The 17,973-nt window shown below is 70.3% G+C and carries 16 protein-coding genes; 10 read left to right on the top strand and 6 right to left on the bottom strand.

What is annotated here, in order from left to right; all coding sequences use genetic code 11:
• Positions 1-33: 33 nt before the first annotated feature.
• Positions 34-555 (top strand): porin family protein, encoded by a 522-nt coding sequence (locus AAG801_RS20070; RefSeq protein WP_341889935.1) that lies wholly within the window; start codon positions 34-36, stop codon positions 553-555.
• 9 nt (positions 556-564) lie between these two features.
• Here the strand turns inward: AAG801_RS20070 and AAG801_RS20065 are convergent, their stop codons facing one another.
• The 3 genes from AAG801_RS20065 to AAG801_RS20055 are packed head-to-tail and all read right to left on the bottom strand — an operon-like array spanning position 565 to position 2,863.
• Positions 565-1,587 carry a methionine synthase gene (locus AAG801_RS20065; protein ID WP_341889934.1) on the bottom strand — a complete coding sequence of 341 codons (1,023 nt, stop codon included), beginning with the start codon at positions 1,585-1,587 and terminating at the stop codon, positions 565-567.
• Positions 1,588-1,628: 41 nt separating this feature from the next.
• Entirely contained in the window at positions 1,629-1,865 is a 237-nt protein-coding gene (locus AAG801_RS20060) for an RNA-binding S4 domain-containing protein (RefSeq protein WP_341889933.1), read from the bottom strand.
• On the bottom strand, positions 1,865-2,863 hold the full coding sequence (locus AAG801_RS20055) for an LLM class flavin-dependent oxidoreductase (RefSeq protein WP_341889951.1): 999 nt from the start codon (positions 2,861-2,863) through the stop codon (positions 1,865-1,867). Before AAG801_RS20055 ends, AAG801_RS20060 begins: the two co-directional genes overlap by 1 nt.
• Before the next feature lie 287 nt (positions 2,864-3,150).
• On the opposite strand from AAG801_RS20055, the gene AAG801_RS20050 reads away from it, so the two are divergent.
• The 3 genes from AAG801_RS20050 (at position 3,151) to AAG801_RS20040 (ending at position 7,612) form a co-directional block, all read left to right on the top strand.
• Positions 3,151-3,360, top strand: coding sequence for a cold-shock protein (locus AAG801_RS20050; RefSeq protein WP_298830305.1), 210 nt, complete (start codon positions 3,151-3,153; stop codon positions 3,358-3,360).
• Between the two features lie 156 nt (positions 3,361-3,516).
• Positions 3,517-4,554 (top strand): NADP-dependent oxidoreductase, encoded by a 1,038-nt coding sequence (locus AAG801_RS20045; protein ID WP_341889932.1) that lies wholly within the window; start codon positions 3,517-3,519, stop codon positions 4,552-4,554.
• 67 nt (positions 4,555-4,621) lie between these two features.
• Entirely contained in the window at positions 4,622-7,612 is a 2,991-nt protein-coding gene (locus AAG801_RS20040; RefSeq protein WP_341889931.1) for a PAS domain-containing protein, read from the top strand.
• 21 nt (positions 7,613-7,633) lie between these two features.
• Here the strand turns inward: AAG801_RS20040 and AAG801_RS20035 are convergent, their stop codons facing one another.
• The 3 genes from AAG801_RS20035 to AAG801_RS20025 all read right to left on the bottom strand — a co-directional run bounded on the left by AAG801_RS20035 (position 7,634) and on the right by AAG801_RS20025 (position 12,259).
• Positions 7,634-9,703, bottom strand: a complete 2,070-nt coding sequence (locus tag AAG801_RS20035; RefSeq protein WP_341889930.1) for a M3 family metallopeptidase — start codon at positions 9,701-9,703, stop codon at positions 7,634-7,636.
• 49 nt (positions 9,704-9,752) lie between these two features.
• Positions 9,753-11,687 (bottom strand): LTA synthase family protein, encoded by a 1,935-nt coding sequence (locus AAG801_RS20030; RefSeq protein ID WP_341889929.1) that lies wholly within the window; start codon positions 11,685-11,687, stop codon positions 9,753-9,755.
• A 95-nt stretch (positions 11,688-11,782) separates the two neighbouring features.
• Positions 11,783-12,259, bottom strand: coding sequence for a hypothetical protein (locus AAG801_RS20025; RefSeq protein ID WP_341889928.1), 477 nt, complete (start codon positions 12,257-12,259; stop codon positions 11,783-11,785).
• A 105-nt stretch (positions 12,260-12,364) separates the two neighbouring features.
• On the opposite strand from AAG801_RS20025, the gene AAG801_RS20020 reads away from it, so the two are divergent.
• The 6 genes from AAG801_RS20020 (at position 12,365) to AAG801_RS19995 (ending at position 17,701) form a co-directional block, all read left to right on the top strand.
• Positions 12,365-13,435, top strand: a complete 1,071-nt coding sequence (locus tag AAG801_RS20020; protein WP_341889927.1) for an oxidoreductase — start codon at positions 12,365-12,367, stop codon at positions 13,433-13,435.
• Positions 13,436-13,482: 47 nt separating this feature from the next.
• On the top strand, positions 13,483-14,013 hold the full coding sequence (locus tag AAG801_RS20015) for an SRPBCC family protein (RefSeq protein WP_341889926.1): 531 nt from the start codon (positions 13,483-13,485) through the stop codon (positions 14,011-14,013).
• Between the two features lie 87 nt (positions 14,014-14,100).
• Positions 14,101-14,658, top strand: coding sequence for a YaeQ family protein (locus tag AAG801_RS20010; RefSeq protein ID WP_341889925.1), 558 nt, complete (start codon positions 14,101-14,103; stop codon positions 14,656-14,658).
• 19 nt (positions 14,659-14,677) lie between these two features.
• Positions 14,678-14,953, top strand: a complete 276-nt coding sequence (locus AAG801_RS20005) for a GNAT family N-acetyltransferase (protein WP_341889924.1) — start codon at positions 14,678-14,680, stop codon at positions 14,951-14,953.
• Between the two features lie 19 nt (positions 14,954-14,972).
• Positions 14,973-17,135 (top strand): prolyl oligopeptidase family serine peptidase, encoded by a 2,163-nt coding sequence (locus AAG801_RS20000; protein ID WP_341889923.1) that lies wholly within the window; start codon positions 14,973-14,975, stop codon positions 17,133-17,135.
• A 5-nt stretch (positions 17,136-17,140) separates the two neighbouring features.
• A complete protein-coding gene (locus tag AAG801_RS19995) occupies positions 17,141-17,701 on the top strand; it encodes a DUF924 family protein (RefSeq protein WP_341889922.1) in 561 nt (186 codons plus the stop codon).
• Positions 17,702-17,973: the final 272 nt, after the last annotated feature.

Raw genomic sequence — 17,973 nt, 5'->3', positions numbered from 1 at the left:
CCCCGGCACTCACTCAGGAAAAGGAGTCACTCCATGAAGAAGATCGCCAACGCTCTGATCTGTGTTTCCCTGTTCGGCGCTGCCGCCGCCCATGCCGAAGGCCTGTCCGTCGGCGGCAGCCTGTCGAGCTCGAAGTGGAAGGGCGACGACATCGGCGGCCTGTCCACCGACAAGTCCGACACCGGTGGCAAGCTCTACGGCGGCTACGCGTTCACGCCGAACTTCGGCCTCGAGGCGGGTTACGCGCGCCTGGGCAAGTTCGAGAGCCCGGCCGGCAGCGTCAAGGCCGACGGCTACTTCGCCGATGCGGTCGGCACGCTGCCGCTGGGCAGCGGCTTCTCGGCGCTGGGCCGCGTCGGTGTGTTCAACGGCAAGCTCGACAGCAGCCTCGCCGGCAGCGACCGCGGCACCAGCTACAAGGTCGGCGCCGGCCTGCAGTACGACTTCGACCCGAGGCTCGGCGTGCGCGGCGAATGGGAGCGCTACCGTTTCGACGCGCTGGGCGGCAAGAGCAACGCCGACATGTACTCGGTGGGCCTGAACTACAAGTTCTGAGGCCGGGCTTCAGCCCCCGTAGCGCTGGCGCGCGAGTTCCGCGCCGCGGGCCAGCGCCTCCAGCTTCTTCACCGCCACCTCGCGCGACATCGGCGCGAGGCCGCAGTTCGTGCAGGGGAACAGCCGTTCCCTGGGCACGAACTGCAGCGCGCGGCCGATGGTGTCGGCCACCTGCTCGGGCGTCTCGATCTCGGCCGAAGCGACGTCGATCACGCCGACCATCACGTCCTTGCCGGCCAGCAGCGCCATCAACTCGGGCGGTACGTGCGAGTGGAAGCATTCGAGCGAAACCTGGTCGATGCGGCTCTTCGCCAGCGCCGGGAAGACCTGCTCATACTGGCGCCACTGCTCGCCCAGCGTGTTCTTCCAGTCGACGTTGGCCTGGATGCCGTAGCCGTAGCAGATGTGCACCGCGGTCTTGCACTTCAGCCCCTGCGCGGCGCGCTCGAGCGCGGCCACGCCCCACTCTGCCGCCTCCTTCATGTAGACGTTGAAGGCCGGTTCGTCGAACTGGATGATGTCGACGCCGTCGGCCTCGAGCGCCAGCGCCTCCTGGTTGAGCAGTTCGGCGAAGGCGAAGGCGAGCTTGACCTTGTCACCGTAGTGGCGGTCGGCCACGGTGTCGACGATGGTCATCGGGCCGGGCAGCGTGAACTTCAGCTTGTGCTTCGTGTGGGCGCGCGCCAGCCGCGCCTCCATCGCGTGGACTCGGCCACTCAGGCGCAGCGGCGCCACCACCTGCGGCACCATCGCGTCGTAGCGGTTGTTGCGGATGCCCATCTTCACCTTGTGCTCGAAGTCGATGCCCTCGACCCGCTCGACGAAGCCATGCACGAAGTGCTGGCGCGCCTGCTCGCCGTCGCCGACGATGTCCAGCCCCGCGTCTTCCTGTTCCTTGATGGCCAGCAGCGTGGCGTCGCGCTTGGCGGTGTCGAGCTCGGGGCCGCTGGCACGCCATTGCGGCCACAGCTTCTCGGTCTCGGCCAGCCAGGCCGGCTTGGGCAGGCTGCCCGCGATACAGGTGTCGAACATGGTCGGAGCCCTGGTGAAGTCAGGCGGCGATGCTCGCTGCTTCAGCCCGGCAGCGCATCGGGATCGGCCATGACACGCACGCGCGCACCGGTCACCGCAACCACCTGGCCCGCGCGGATCTTGCAGGTCTTGCGCAGTTCGTCGCGGCCGTCGACCTGCACCAGGCCATCGGCCACCATCGCCTTGGCGGCGCCGCCGCTCGGCGCCAGGCCGGTCGCCTTGAGCAGGGCATCGAGCGTGATGAACTCGCCGCGCAGCACGAACTCGAGGCTGCGCATCAGGCCGCCCTCGCCTCGAGCGCGAACTCGCGCGCCAGCAGCGCATAGGAGCGCTGGCGCACGCCAGGGTGCCAGGCCCAGGTGTTGATCACCAGTTCGTCGAGTTCCAGCGCGGCGGCGAGCGCGCGCAGGCGCGTGGCCACCTCGGCAGGATCGCCGACGAAGGCCTTGGCGCGCATCGCCTCCAGCGCCGGTTGGTCCTCGGCGCGCAAGCCCTGCGCGGCGACAAGGTCGGGATCCTGCAGCGCAGCGAGCCGCCCGCGCTGGCGCTCCATGCGCCAGTGCTCGCGGCTGAGCGCGTGGTGGCAGGCCTCCTTCGCACTGTCGGCCGCCAGCGCCCAGACACACACGGTGGCCTGCGGCCGCGGATGGCGCTCGCTCGGCCGGTAGAGGCTGCGGTACAGCTCCAGCGCACGCTCGACACCCTGCCCGTCCATGAAGAAGTAGGCGAAGGCATAGGGCAGGCCGAAATGCGCCGCGAGCTGCGCGCCGTAGTCGGAGCTGCCGAGGATCCACAGCTCGGGCGCATGGGCGCCGAGCGGATGGGCGCTCAGCCCGCGGTGCGAGGGTTGCGAGGTCCAGGCCTGCAGGTCGCGCACCTGCTCGGGAAAGTGTTCCGCCGCGCCATGCGCCAGCGGGTTGAGCGCCTGCGCGAATCGCATGTCGCTGCCCGGCGCGCGGCCCACGCCGAGGTCGATGCGCCCGGGCGCGAGCGCCTCCAGCACACGAAACTGCTCGGCCACCTTCAGCGCGCTGTAGTGCGGCAGCATGACGCCGGCGCTGCCGATGCGGATGCGCCGCGTGCGCGCCGCCACCGCCGCCATCAGCACCTCCGGCGCCGTGCCGACGATGGTCGGCATGCCGTGGTGTTCGCTGAGCCAGAAGCGCGAGTAGCCCAGCGCCTCGGCCTGTTCGGCGAGCGCCAGCGTGTCGCGGATCGCGGCATCTTCGCCCTGGCCTTCGAGGGCGACGGACTGGTCGAGAACGGAGAGTTTCAGCAGCATGCGCGTGGAGACGGCCAGTGAGGCCGCGAGCTTGTCACATCGGGCAAAGGCTTGCTGCGCGTGGCGCAGATCACGAAGCGGCTGCGCGCGCGGCAAAGCCTCGTGTACATTACCGGCCACAGTTCTACGCAAGTCTCAGTTCGTTCGTGATCTCCATCCTTCCCACCGCGCAACGCGCGGTCGGCATCGCTAGAAATCCCCGTCTGGTAGCTTGAGTGTGCTGCGTGCGCCGGCACTGCGGCGCTTTTTGTTCTCTTAGATCGATAGATAGGATTCCGTCCATGACGACCCAAACCGGTACCGTGAAGTGGTTCAACGAAGCCAAGGGCTATGGCTTCATCGCGCAAGACGCCGGCGGCGCCGACCTCTTCGCCCACTTCCGTGACATCCAGGGCAATGGCTTCAAGACGCTGCAGGAAAACCAGCGCGTCGAGTTCGAAGTCAAGCAAGGCCAGAAGGGCCTGCAGGCTGCCAACATCCGCCCGCTTTGATGTAGCGCGACGGGCCTTCGGGCCGGTCCGAGAGAGCCGCGGCACCGCCCGCGGCTTTTTTTCGCCCGCATCTGCTGCAGCACGTCAGTCACCGAGGCGACGACACGGCCTGGCGAGCGCGCCTACCATCCGCGCTCCGCTCCCAGGATTCGCACCATGACCGATCTCGCCACCGCCGTGAACCACCAGATCCGCCTCGCCGCGCGCCCGGTCGGCAACCCGAAGGACTCCGACTGGCAGTTCACCGAGGAAGCCGTCGTCCAGCCCACCGAGGGCGGCGTGCTGGTGCGCACGCTGTACCTCTCGCTCGACCCGGCGATGCGCGGCTGGATGAACGAGGGCAAGAGCTACATCCCGCCGGTGGGCATCGGCGAGGTGATGCGCGCCGGCGGCATCGGTGTCGTCGTGGCCTCGAAGAACCCGGCCTTCGCCGTGGGCGACAAGGTCAGCGCCGGCCTCGGCGTTCAGGAATACGCCCTGTTCCCGGCCGACCAGATCAAGCGCGCCGGACTGGTCAAGATCGACCCGCGCCTGGGCAGCGACACGCAGTGGCTCAACGTGCTGGGCATGCCCGGCATGACCGGCTACTTCGGCCTGATGGACGTGGGCCAGCCGAAGGCGGGTGAGACGGTGGTCGTCTCGGGTGCTGCCGGCGCGGTCGGCCAGACCGTCGGCCAGCTCGCAAAGATCAAGGGCTGCCGCGTCGTCGGCATCGCCGGTGGGCCGGACAAGTGCCGCTGGGTGGTCGAGGAGCTCGGCTTCGACGCCTGCATCGACTACAAGGCCGGCAGCGTGCGCGACGGCCTGAAGCAGCATTGCCCGGACGGCGTCGACATCTACTTCGACAACGTCGGCGGCGACATTCTCGACACCGTGCTCACGCGCATCAACCGCAAGGCGCGCATCATCATCTGCGGCGCCATCAGCCAGTACAACAACACCACGCCGGTGCGGGGCCCGAAGAACTACCTCTCGCTGCTGGTCAACCGCGCACGCATGGAAGGCATCGTGGTGTTCGACTATGCCGATCGCTACCACCTCGCGGTGGCCGAGATGGCCGGCTACCTGAAGGACGGCCGCATGAAGAGCCGCGAGGACGTGGTCGAGGGCCTGGCCAGCTTCCCCGCCACGCTGATGAAGCTCTTCAGCGGCCAGAACTTCGGCAAGCTGGTGCTGAAGGTGGCAGCCGAGTAGGTCGGAATTGGCGCATGCCGCTGCAGTGCAGCGCCGCCCTCGCAGGCGGCGCCGCTAGACTTGCCGCGTGGACCGTCGCAGCCGCACAGCTCCGCCGCCCCAGGTGCTGGCCGCCTGGGCGGAGATGTCGCGTGAGCTGCTGGCCCTGAGTGCGGACGACGGCCGGCTGATCTTCGCCAACGACGCCTTCCGCACCCGCTTCGGCGACGCACTGCCCGCAGAAGTGACGTCGGTGACGGTCTCGGACGACGGCTTGCCGCGCACCGAGATGCAGCTCGGCGCCGGCTGGTTCGCGGTGCAGGCGCGCCGCAACGCCGAGGGTGTCGCCTGGCTGTTCGAGGACATTGCTGCGCAGCGTGCGGCAGCCGAGGCGGCGCGGCTGCGCGAGCTGCTCGAGATCGCCCAGGAGTTCGGCCGGCTGGGCGTCTGGGAGCGCGACGTGGCCAGCGGGCAGGGCCGCTGGGACCGCCACGTCTTCGCCTTCTGGGGGCTCGACCCGGCCCAGGGCACACCCGGGCTGGAGGAAGCCACCCGCTACATCCATCCGGAAGACCACTTCCGGGGCACCTACGGCAAGTCGATGGCGGCCCCGGGGCGCTATTCGCAGCGCTATCGCGTGCTGCGGCCCGACGGCACGATCTGCCGCATCCATTCGCAGTGGGAGGTGAAGGCCGCCGCCGACGGCCGGCCCGAGCGGGTCGTCGGCGTGATGATGGACGACACCGAGGTCTACGAACTGGCGCGCTCGCTCGGCGATGCCAGCGCGCAGCTCAAGCTCGCGGTCGAACTGGGCGACATCGCGATCTGGCGCCACGACCTGCGCAGCAACCGCATGTACTACAACGACCGCGCCTTCGCGGTGCTCGGCATCACGCCGCGGCCCGAGGGCCTGCCGATCGAGGAGGTGCGTTCGTTCATCCACGCCGACGACCTGCCCGAGGTGGTCGCCTCGGCCCAGCGGGCACTGGCATCGGACCGCCCGACCGACATGCAGGCCCGCTATCGGCGCAGCGACGGCAGCTGGCGCCACGTGCTGACGCGGCGCGTCGTTCAGCGCGCCACCGACGGCACGCCGCTGGCCTTCCTCGGCGTGGCGCTCGACCTGACCGACCAGGTCGAGGGCCAGCGCGAGGCCCGCGAGCTGGCACTGCGGCTGGACATCGCCACCCAGGCCGCCGGCATCGGCATCTGGAGCCGCGACCCGCAGACCGAGCAAGGCCAATGGAACCGGCAGATGTTCTCAATCAACGGCGTGCCACCGGAGCGTGGCACGCCGACGCGTCACGAGTGGATCGAGCAGATCATCCATCCCGACGACCGGCCGCGCATGCGCAGCGCGCGCGATGACCTGATGCAGGCGCCGGACGCCGCCGTCGAGCATGAGTACCGCATCGTCCGCCCCGACGGCGAGCTGCGCTGGCTGATCAACCGCGCCCGCCGCGTGCCGTGGAACGGGCGCACCATGGTCTTCGGCGTGACCATCGACGTGACCGACCGCCGCCTGGCCGAACAGAAGCTGCGCAGCGCCGACCAGCGGGCCGCGCTGGCCGCCCGCAGCGCCGGCATCGGCACCTGGGAAGTCGACTTCGCCAGCGGCGCCGAACGATGGGACGAGCAGATGTTCCGCCTGCGCGGCCTGGAACCGGCCGCCCATCCGCCGACACGCGCCGAGCGACTGGCGCTGGTCCACCCCGAGGACCGCGGCCGCAACCTCGACGCCAGGCCCGAGACCCTGTACGACCGGCGGCCGATGCGCTACGAGTTTCGCGTGCTGTTGCCCGACGGCGGCGTGCGCTGGCTGGCCTCGCGCTCGATCGCGGTCGGCGACGAACAGGGTCGCACGCTGCGCCGCATGGGCGTGAACTGGGACGTCACCGACGCCAAGCAGGCCGAGGCCGCCCGCGAGGCGACTGCCGTGGCCGAGCGTGCCAGCCGGGCGAAGTCGCAGTTCCTCGCGCGCATGAGCCACGAGCTGCGCACGCCGTTGAATGCCGTGCTCGGTTTCACCCAGCTGCTGCAGTTCGAGGACGGCGACGCCGACCGCCGCGCCAAGCTCGGCCACATCCGCAGCGCCGGCGAGCATCTGCTGTCGCTGATCGACGGCGTGCTCGACCTGTCCAGCCTCGAGTCGGGCAGCCTGCGGCTGGACCCGCAGCCGCTGTCGATGGCGGCGCTGGTCGAGCAGGCAATGCCGCTGGTCGCGGTGCTGGCGCAGCGCCACGGCGTGCGGCTGCTGCACGGCGAGCTGCAGGGGGTCGCGCTGGCCGACCGCACCCGCACGCTGCAGGTGCTGGTCAACCTGCTGACCAATGCGATCAAGTACAACCGGCCCGGCGGCGAGGTGCACGTTGCCGCGCAGCACAGCGGTGAGACCGTGATGCTCGTGGTCGAGGACAGCGGCCGCGGCATGAGCGCCGCGCAGCTCGAGCACCTGTTCGAGCCCTTCAACCGCCTGGGCGCCGAGCGCGAGGGCATCGAGGGCACGGGCATCGGCATGACCATCGTGAAGGCGCTGGTCGCCGGCATGGGTGGGCGCATCGACGTCGAGAGCCGCCCCGGCACGGGCAGCCGCTTCGAGGTCAGGCTGCCGCGCGCACCGGTCGCCGAAACGCCCGCGCCGCCGCCCGAGGCGGTGCACGCGCCCCCGGCGCCGCTGCCGAGTTCGCGCGGCCAGCTGCTCTACATCGAGGACAACCCGGTCAACGTTCTTCTCGTCGAGGAGCTGGTCAACGGCCTGTCGGGGCTGCGCATCACCAGCGAGGCGAACGGCACCGACGGCGTTGCGCGCGCCGTGCAGTTGCGCCCCGACCTCGTGCTGATCGACATGCAGTTGCCCGACTTCGACGGCTTCGAGGTGCTGCGCCGGCTGCGCGCGCACCCCGACACCGCGCGCATTCCGTGCATCGCCCTGTCGGCCAACGCGATGCCGCAGGACATCACCACTGCGATGGAGGCCGGCTTCGACGACTACTGGACCAAGCCGATCGACTTCCGCCAGTTCCTCGGCGCGCTCGAGCAGCGCTTCCCGCAGGGTGAGGTGCGCGGCGCCGGCCGCTGACGGCCCGGCGCCGTCGCGACCTCAGGCGCCCTCGGGCACCAGCCCCTTCTTGCGCAGCATCGGCTCGACCGTCGCCTCGCGGCCGCGGAAGGCACGGTAGGCGGCACGCGGCTCGAGCGAGTCGCCGGCCGAATAGATGAACTGCTGCAAGCGCTGCGCCACCGCCGGATCGAACGGATTGCCGGCCTCGGCGAAGGCGTCGAAGCCGTCGGCGTCGAGCACCTCGGCCCACAGGTAGACGTAGTAGCCGGCGGCATAGCTCGAGCCGCTGAACAGGTGCTGGAAGTGCGGCAAGCGGTGGTTCATGCCCACGCCGGCCGGCAGGCCGATGCGCTCGACCTCGGCGCGCTCGGCAGCGACGATGTCCGGGCCCTCGGCCGAGTCCAGCGAGTGCACCGCCATGTCGACCATCGCCGAGGCGGTGTAGCGCACCGTCTCGTAGCCCTGGTTGAACTTGCGCGCCGCATGCAGGCGCTGCACCAGTTCGTCGGGGATGGGCTCGCCGGTGAGATGGTGGCGCGCGTGCGCCTTCAGCACCGAGGGCTCGGTCAGCCAGTGCTCGAACAGCTGCGAGGGCAGCTCGACGAAGTCGCGCAGCACGTTGGTGCCGGACAGGCGCTCGTAGGTCACGCTCGACAGCAGCCCGTGCAGGCCGTGGCCGAACTCGTGGAACATGGTGCGCGCGTCGTCGAAGCTCAGCAGCGTCGGCTCGCCCGCTGCGCCCTTGGCGAAGTTGTTGTTGTTGACGACGATCGGCGACACCGCGCCACCGCCCGGCGCATTGCGGGTCTGCTGGCGGTAGTTGCTCATCCAGGCGCCGCTGCGCTTGGTCGAGCGGGCGAAGTTGTCGTGCAGGAACACGCCGACATGCGCGCCGTCGCGGCCGCGCACCTCGTAGACGGTGACGTCGGGGTGGTAGGCGCGGATGTGCGGCTGCGGCACGAAGTCGAGGCCGAACAAGCGCTTCGCGCAGTCGAACACCGCATCGACCACGCGCTCGAGCGGGAAGTAGGCCTTGATCGCCGCCTCGTCGAGGTCGTAGCGCAGCGCCCTCACCTTCTCGGCGTAGTAGCGCCAGTCCCAGGCCTCGATCTGCAGCGTCTCGCCGCGCGACAGCACCAGCGAGCGCAGCGCCTCGCGCTCCTCCTCGGCGCGCGGCTTCGCACGCGACCAGACCTGCTCGAGCAGCTGGTTGACCGCCGCGCGCGTGCCGGCCATGGTGTCGGCCAGCGCGTAGTCGGCGTAGCAGGCGAAGCCGTGGGCGCGTGCCTGCTCGTTGCGCAGCGCCAGGATCTCGCGTGCCACCGGGCGGTTGTCATGCTCGCCGTCGTGTTCGCCACGGCTGGTCCAGGCGCGCCAGGCCTGCTCGCGCAGGTCGCGACGATCGGAGTAGGTCAGGAAGGGCACGATCAGCGAACGTGACAGCGTGATCACGTGCGCGTCAGGCAGGCCGCGCTCGATCGCCGCCTGGCGCGCCGCGGCGCGCACGAAGTCGGGCAGGCCGCCCAGCTCGGCCTCGCTGCGCAGCACCAGCCGGTAGGAGGACTCGTCGGCCAGCACGTTCTGCCCGAAGCGGGTGGTCAGCTCGGCCAGCCGCTCCATCACCTGTGCGTAGCGCTGCTGCGCCGCGCCGGCCAGCCGCGCACCGGCACGCACGAAATCGAAGTGGAAGCGATCGAGCAGGCGGCGTTGCTCGGGGCTCAGGCCGAGTTCCTCGCGGCGCGCATGCAGCGCGTCGATGCGCGCGAACAGGCCGCGGTGCATGTAGATCGCGTTGTTGTGCGCGGCCAGCCTGGGCGCCATGTCGCGCTCGACCTGCTGCAGCGCCGGCGAGGTCTCGCTGGCCGCCAGGTTGTGGAACACACCCTCGACGCGCCAGTACGGGCGGCCGCAGCGGTCGAGCGCGGCGATCGTGTTGTCGAAGCTCGGCGGCTCGGCCTGCGCGGCGATGGCGTCGATCTCGGCCAGGTGCTCGGTGCAGGCGGCCTCGAAAGCCGGCGGGAAGTGTTCGGCGCGGATGCGGTCGAAGGGCGGCAGGCCGAAGGGGGTGTCCCAGGTCTGCAGCAGCGGGTTGCTGGTGGCAGTCGTCATCGCGGCTTCTCGTGGGTGCGGAGAAACCGAGATTCTAGGAGTCCCGCTGCTACGGCGCCGCCGATGGGGTCACCACACCATGGGACGACAGGCGCTGCGCCGCCACCTGGTAGAAGGCGATGCCCTCCTCCAGTGCAGCGCGGTCGCGCGCGGGCGTGGCCGCGCGGCCGTCGATGGCGAAGACGCGCGTGGCGCGCTTGGGGCGCAGTTCGACCTGTTCACCCTCGCCGACGAAACCCACCGTCTGGTAGTTGGCCATGAACAGCGAAGCCGGCACGGCATCGTCGCGCAGCAGGTCGCGGCCGAAGAACTCCGACACGTACGAGAGGTTCAGCAGGCCGAGCAGCGTCGGCGCGACGTCAATCTGCGAGGCCAGCACCTCGACATGCTTTGGCTCGACCAGCCCCGGTGCGTAGACCACCATCGGGATGTGGAAGCGCTCCATCGGCAGGTCGCTGCGGCCGCGCGCGATCGAGCTGTGGTCGGCGACGAACACGAACATGGTGTTCGCGAACCACGGCTTGCTGCGCGCCATCTCGACGAAGCGGCCGATGGCGTGATCCGTGTACTTCACCGCGCCATCGCGGCCGCTGCCCGAGGGGATGTCGATGCGCCCCGCGGGGTAGGTGAAGGGCCGGTGGTTGGAGGTGGTCATCACGTGCGCGAAGACCTTCCTGCCGGCCACAGCGCGCGCGTCGATCTCGCGCAGCGCCAGGTCGAACAGGTCTTCGTCGGCGACGCCCCAGATGTTCTCGTGGTGGATGTCCTGCTTGTCGATCGCGGTGCGGTCGATCACCGTGTAGCCGTTGCCGCCGAAGAAGCTGGCCATGTTGTCGAAGTAGCTGTAGCCGCCGTAGAGGTACAGCGGCTCCCAGCCCTGCGCCTTGAGCACGCCGCCGAGCGTGAACAGGCCGGCGTTGTCCGGCCGCATCGGCACGGCGTGGCCGGGTGTCGGCGGCACCGACAGCGTCAGCGCCTCCAGGCCGCGCACCGTGCGCGTGCCGGTGGCGTACATCTGCGTGAACAGCAACCCCTCGCGGCCGAGCCGCTCGAGGTTGGGCGTCAGGCCCTTCGCGCCGCCGAGGCTCTCGACGAACTCCGCGCCCAGGCTCTCCACCGACACCATCACCACGTTGAGATCGCGCCGCGCCCCGGCGGGCAGCACCTCGCGGCGGATCGGCATGCCGGCCACCGGCGCCGGCCGGTAGTGGGCCGGATCGGCGAAGCGCTGCTGCAGGATGGCATCGACCCGCTCGGCGGGCAGCGTGGCGTAGAAGCGCTGGTAGTCGATCTGGTTGTAGCGCAGCGCATGGAAGAACTCCCACACGCCGTTGCCGGCCACCTGCACCAGTTGCGGCTGGCCAAGGCGATCCTTCCAGCCGGTACCCACCGCCGCGGTCACGCCCGCCGCCACGGCGACGTAGGCCAGTGCCTGCCACGAGCGGCGCGCGAATCCCGGCGCGCTCGCTGCGGCGGCATGGCGCAGGCGAGGCGCCAGCACCCAGCCCAGCAGCAGCGTCGTGGCGCCGATCACAGCGAACATCGGGATCAGCGCGTACGACTCGCGGATGTTGCCGATCACCTCGCGCGTGTAGAGCAGGTAGTCGACGGCGATGAAGTTGAAGCGCGAGGCGAACTCGTTCCAGAACACGAACTCGGCCACGCTGACGAACACCAGGGCGCCGAGCAGGAGGCTCGCGACGGCGACGGCGGCCCAGCCGAGCACCGCTCGCCCGCGCGACGCCGGCCACCCCCAGCCGAGCAGCACCAGCGGCAGGCACCACCACAGCGCCACCGCAGCGTCATAGCCCAGGCCGAGCAGCAGTGCGGGGCCGAGCGACAGGGGCGCGAACAGCGCGCTGTCGGCATTGAAGACGGCCAGGCCGAGGCGGGTCAGCGCACTGACCGCGACGAAGGCCATGAACAGCGGGGCGACCAGGGCGAGACGCCCCGGCGACAAGGCGAGCAGGCGGATGACAGGCATGGGCGGCACGAGAGAAAACCGGCCGACAGGCCGGATGCCGCAATCTAGGTGCCGCGGATGAAGGACAGCTTAGCGACGCCGTCCTCCCCGGATCGTTACTTGCCCTTGCGAATCGCCTCTTCGTCGACCTGGTCGAAGCGGCGGTTGTCGCAGCGCTTCATAAAAGTGCTGCGCTCGGCGTTGAGCGCGGCGAGCCGGTCGTTGAACTCGGTTGCGCGGACTTCGAAGGCATCGATCGCCTTGTCGCGCGCCAGCGCGCGGTCGCGATGCTGCTCGAGCGCCTCGACGCTGTCGCGGTCGATCTTCTCGAACTCGGCCTTCAACTCCTCGCCCTGGCGCATCAGTTCGGCCTTCTCCTTCTCGATCTGCTCGCGTTCGCGCGCCGCAGCCTCGCTGCCGGTGCCGACGCGTTCCTTCAGGGCCAGGCATTCGCGCAGTTCGACGCGGGTGAGCAGCGGTCCGGTTCCCTTGCCGCTGCCGAAGATGCCCAGGCGAAGCTTGTCGCTTGCCGCATCGGCCGTGAACGGCAGGCAGGCGGCGACGAAGGTGAGGCTGGCGGCAAGGGATCTCATGGAGCAGGCACGGGTCGGTTCGGACAGGCGCGCATCATGCCATCGGCGCGATCCGGGCGCGGTCGGACGCGACAATGCGCTGCCTTCATCCTGCCGCATCCCGCCATGACCCCTCCCCCGTTGCGTGTCGGCCTGGTCGGCTACGGCTACGCCGGCAAGACCTTCCATGCGCCGCTGATCGCCGGCGTGCCCGGGCTGACCTTGGCGGTGGTCTCCAGCCGCGACCCCGGGCGCGTGCGCGCCGACTGGCCGGACGCCGAGGTGCTGCCCGATGCGCAGGCGCTGGTGCGGCGCGACGACCTCGACCTGGTGGTCATCGCCAGCCCGAACGACAGCCACTTCCCGCTGGCGCGCGCGGCACTGGCAGCGGGCCGCCACGTCGTCGTCGACAAGCCCTTCACGCTGAGCCTGGCCGAAGCGCGCGAGCTGTGTGCACTCGCGCATGCACGCGGCCGGCTGCTGTCGGTGTTCCACAACCGCCGCTGGGACGGCGACTTCCTCACGCTTCGCACGATCGTCGAGCGCGGCACGCTGGGCCGCATCGTCCACGTCGAGTCGGCTTTCGACCGCTTCCGCCCCACGGTGCGCGCGCGCTGGCGCGAGTCGGCGGGGCCTGGCGGCGGGCTGTGGTTCGACCTCGGGCCGCACCTGCTCGACCAGGCGCTGCAGCTGTTCGGCTGGCCCGCGGCGATCGTGCTCGAGCAGGCCGTGTTGCGCGAAAGCGGCCAGTCCGACGACTGGTTCCAGGCGCAGCTGCACTACCCCGCGCTGCGCGTGGTGCTGCGTGCCAGCATGCTGGCCGCCGCACCGTCGCCGCGCTTCGTCGTGCACGGCAGCAGGGGCAGCTGGACCAAGCTCGGGCTCGACCCCCAGGAGGACGTGCTGAAGGCCGGCGCGCGCCCTGGCTGGCCGCCGCCGCCGGGCTGGGGCGTCGACCGCAGCGTCAGCCTGATCACCCGGCCGCAGGGCGAAGCGATGGTCACCGACCACTGGCCGCTGCAGCCCGGCTGCCAGGGCGCCTACTACGCCGCCGTGCGCGACGCGCTGCGCGGCGAAGCGGCCAACCCGGTGCCGCCGGAGCAGGCCGCGGCAGTGATGGCGCTGATCGAACTCGGCCAGCGCAGCGCGCGCGAGGCACGCAGCTGCCAGGCCGGGCCGTCGCCGCTTGTGGCCTGAGGCGCAAGGGCGCAGACTCCCGGCACCCACCGCCCGGAGACGTTGCGATGAAGATCGTCAAATGGCTGCTCGCCCTGGTACTCCTGCTCGCCGCGGTGCTGGTGCTCGGCGGCTACCTGATCTCGCCGAAGTTCGTGGTGTCGCGCAGCGTCACCATCGCGGCGCCACCGGACAAGGTCTACGGCCTGATCGCCGATCCGCGGCGATGGAAGGACTGGACGGTGTGGAACCGCCGCGATCCGGCGATGAAGATGGACTACAGCGGCCCGCCCAGCGGCGCCGGCGCTGGCTGGTCGTGGCAGAGCAAGACCGAAGGTGATGGCCGCATGAGCTTCACCGCCGCCGATCCAGGGCAGCGTGTGGCCTACGAACTCTTCTTCCCCGACTTCGGCACCACGTCCACCGGCGAGCTGACGCTGGCCGCCGAAGGCAGCGGCACGACGGTCACCTGGACGATCAACGGCGACATGGGCGCGAACCCGCTGATGCGCTGGTTCGCGCTCGGCGCCGACGGCATGATCGGCAGGGACTTCGCCGACGGCCTGGCCGGCCTGAAGACGCTGGCCGAGAAGCCCTGAAGCGGCGGGTTGCGGCCCTTCCGGGCGCTCGGCGGTGGCGCTCTGCTGTAATCGCGGTTCCGCGCTGCAGCGCCTCTCCCTGCTCCCATGGCACTCAAGGCCACCATCTTCAAAGCCCGCGTGCAGCTCGCCGACATGGACCGCGGCCTCTACGCCGACCATGCGCTGACGCTGGCACGCCACCCGTCGGAGACCGACGAGCGCCTGCTGATGCGCGTGCTGGCCTTCGCGCTGAACGTGCCGGTCGACGACCGCGACGGCACGCTCGAGTCGGGCAAGGGCCTGTCCGACGCCGACGAACCCGACCTCGTGCACCGCGACCTGACCGGCCGGGTGCGTCACTGGATCGAGATCGGCCAGCCCGACGACAAGTGCCTGCTGCGCGCTGCCGGCCGCGCCGACCGCGTCAGCGTCTACGCCTACGCGGCGAGCACGCCGATCTGGTGGAGCGGCCTCGCCAACAAGGTCGCCCGCGCTGCCAACCTCGAGGTCTGGCAGGTCGACGCGGCGCAGAGCCAGGCGCTGGCCGCGCTGGTGCAGCGCACGATGAATCTGCAGGTCACCGTGCAGGACGGCACGGCCTGGGTGGGCGACGGCGAGACCTCGGTGGAGGTCACGCCGCTGCGCCTGAATGCCGGCACCTGATTCGATGGAGTTGTCGACCATGACCATGACGATCGAGCACGACGAGACTGCGGGCCGCTTCAGCGCCCAGGTGCACGGCCACCTGTGCGTGTGCGACTACCGGATGCGCGACGGCGTGATGTTCATCACCCACACCGAGGTGGCGCCCGAGCTGGAAGGCCAGGGCCTCGCTGCCGAACTGGTGCGCACGGCGCTGGCCCATGCGCGCGAGCGCGGCCTGAAGGTGCGGCCGCTGTGCTCCTACGTGCAGGCCTACGTGCGCCGCCACCCCGAGGTGCAGGACCTGCTCGCCTGACCCACCATCGAAGCGACCGATGCCGACACCCTCCACCCTGGCCCGCTGGCTGCTGTGCGCCGCCGCGGCCGCCCTCACCCCGTTCGCAATGAGCCAAGACAAGCCGACCGACGACGACCCGCATCTCTGGCTGGAGGAGGTGCAGGGTGACAAGGCCCTGGCCTGGGTGCGCGAGCGCAATGCCGAGACCATGAAGCAACTCGGCGCGCGCGCCGACTTCGCGCCGACGCGCACCAGGCTGCTCGAGGTGCTGAACTCGAGCGACCGCATTCCGGCCGTCTCGCGCCGCGGCGACTGGCTCTACAACCTCTGGCAGGACGGCACGCACAAGCGCGGCCTGTGGCGGCGCACCACGCTGGCCGAGTACCGCAAGGCCAAGCCGACCTGGGAGACGGTGCTCGACCTCGACGCGCTCGGCAAGGCAGAGAACGAGAACTGGGTCTGGGGTGGTGCCGACTGCCTGGGGCCGGACTATCGCCGCTGCATGCTCTCGCTGTCGCGCGGCGGTGCCGATGCCAAGGTGATCCGCGAGTTCGACACCGTCGCCAAGCGCTTCGTCGACGGCGGCTTCATGCTGCCCGAGGCCAAGACCGACATCGCCTGGGCCGACGCCGACACGCTCTACGTCGGCACCGACTGGGGCCCCGGCTCGATGACCGACTCCGGCTACCCGCGCATCGTCAAGCGCTGGGCGCGCGGCACGCCACTGGCGGAGGCGAAGACGGTGTTCGAGGGCCGCAAGGAGGACGTCTGGGTCGGCGTCAGCGTCGACCCGACGCCTGGCCACGAGCGCACGCTGATCGTGCGCGCGACCGACTTCTTCCACCAGGAGACGCTGCTGCTGCAGGGCGACAGCCTGGTCAAGCTCGACGTGCCCGACGATGCGCGCCTATCGTTCATGCACAGTGCCGGCGTCGCCGCCGACACGCTGCTGCTCGAGCTGCGCAGCGACCTGCGCCTGGGCGAGCGCACGCACCCCAAGGGCTCGCTGCTGGCCGCCGACTTCGCCGCCTGGCAGAAAGCGAAGGACAACAGCGAGCGGCGCGTGCAGGTGCTGTTCGAGCCGACCGAAACGCGCTCGCTGGCCGGCATTGCGCTGACGCGCAGCCACGTGCTGGTCAACATCAACGACAACGTCACCGGCAAGCTGGAGGAATGGAAGCGTGATGCCGGCGGCCGCTTCACGAAGCGTGCGGTGGACGCGCCTTCGCCCGGCAACCTCGGCGTCAGCGCACTGCACGACCCACTGCGCCGCGACGACCCGCTGGCCGAACAGTACCTGCTGAACTACACCGACTTCCTGACCCCCGACACGCTGCTGCTCGGCGCCACCGGCAGCGACAAGCGCGACGCGCTCAAGACGCTACCGCCCTCGTTCGATGCCAGCGGCATGCGCGCCGAGCAGCGCTTCGCCGCCAGCCGCGACGGCACGCGCGTGCCCTACTTCGTGGTCTGGCCCAAGGGCGCCAAGGCCGACGGCAGCAACCCGACGCTGCTGTACGGCTATGGCGGCTTCCAGGTCTCGCTCGAGCCGTGGTACTCGCGCGGCTTCGGCGCGGCCTGGTACGCGCGCGGCGGCGTGCTGGTGGTGGCCAATATCCGCGGCGGCGGCGAGTTCGGCCCGCGCTGGCACCAGGCAGCGATGAAGGAGAACAAGCAGCGCAGCTACGACGACTTCATTGCGGTGGCCGAAGACCTGATCAAGCAGAAGATCACCAGCGCGCGCCACCTCGGCATCGAGGGTGGCAGCAACGGCGGGCTGCTGGTCGGCGCGGTGATGATGCAGCGGCCGGAGTTGTTCAACGCCATGGTCTGCCAGGTGCCGCTGCTCGACATGAAGCGCTTCCACAAGCTGCTCGCCGGTGCCAGCTGGGTGGCCGAGTACGGCAACCCCGACGTGGCGGCCGACTGGGCAGTGATCTCGGCCTACAGCCCTTATCAGAACATCAGGCGCGACGCGAAGTACCCACCGCTGCTGTTCACCACCTCGACGCGCGACGACCGCGTACACCCCGGCCACGCGCGCAAGATGGTGGCTCGGCTGCGCGAGTTCGGCCACCCGGTGCTGTACTACGAGAACATCGAGGGCGGCCACGGCGGCGCCGCCGACAACGAGCAGCGCGCCACGCTGCAGGCGATCGAGTTCACCTACCTGTGGCAGCGCCTGGCGCGAGAGGACTGAGCGACATGCAGCCGGATGCCCGCGCCGTGCTCGACTTCTGGTTCGGCGATCAGCCGGCGGCGCGTGCCGAGTGGTTCCGCAAGGACCCGGCCTTCGATGCGCAGATCCGCGAACGCTTCGGCGCACTGGTCGAGGCCGTGCTCGCCGGCGCCAGCTTCGGCGACTCGGCAGCCGAGCGGCTGGCGCGCATCGTCGTTCTCGACCAGTTCACCCGCAACACCTTCCGCGACACGCCACGGGCCTTCGCCGGCGACGGCCTGGCGCGCTCGCTGGCGCAGGCGATGACGGAGGTGGGCGACGATCTGCAACTGCCTCCGTGGCAACGCGCATTCGCCTACCTGCCCTTCGAGCACGCCGAGGACGAGGCGCTGCAGGACGTCTCGGTGCGCTGCTTCGAGGCGCTGGCCCAGGAGGCGCCGGCACTGCGCGACATGCTCGACTACGCGCTGAAGCACCGCGAGGTCATCCGCCGCTTCGGCCGCTTTCCGCACCGCAACACCATCTTGGGGCGCAAGAGCACGGCCGAGGAACTCGCATTCCTGGAACAGCCAGGCTCGCGCTTCTGAGGTCACTACGGGTTCACTGACCGAGGGAGGTGCGCGAACGATCGGCGGTTCGCGGCCCTGAGCGGCCCGTGGCCGCTCAGGGCCATGGGCCTGCACCTACGGCACCCCCTGCCCCCCGCCAAGCGGGGGTTCCAGCATGGTCGACGGGCCGGCCTTGCGGCCGGCCAACTCGTTGGTCAAGCTGGAGCCCCCTCCCGGAGGGGGCTCGGGGGGGAGCGGTGCGTGGAGGCCAGCGGCCCTGAGCGGCCCGTGGCCGCTCAGGGCCATGGGCC

Source organism: Variovorax sp. YR752 (assembly GCF_943372545.1).
Note: the sequence above shows the minus strand (reverse complement) of the source record. Positions and strands in the feature narration are given on the sequence as shown.